Genomic DNA, 248 nt, shown 5'->3' on the forward strand with positions numbered 1-248 from the left:
CAACGGAAAAATGATGACTTTGAAACAGAGTAGAAGCAGAAAGGAGAAGGGTTCATGGACTATAAGGCGCTGAGTTATTTTTATGAAGTGGCACGGCAGCAGAGCTTCACCCGGGCTGCGGACCGGCTGCAGGTGGCTCAACCTGCTGTCAGTATGGCAATCAAGCGTCTGGAGCAGCAATTACAGCTGACCCTGTTTCACCGCCACGAGCGCCAGATATCGTTAACCGATGAAGGTGAGTGTTTGTT

1 protein-coding gene is annotated in these 248 nt (G+C 50.8%); it reads left to right on the forward strand.

The features are described from left to right. Positions 1-54: 54 nt before the first annotated feature. A partial coding sequence (locus Q4563_RS21585; protein ID WP_303605985.1) for a LysR family transcriptional regulator occupies positions 55-248 on the forward strand: 194 nt, incomplete at its 3' end.

The sequence above is a fragment of the Gilvimarinus sp. 1_MG-2023 genome (assembly GCF_030548285.1).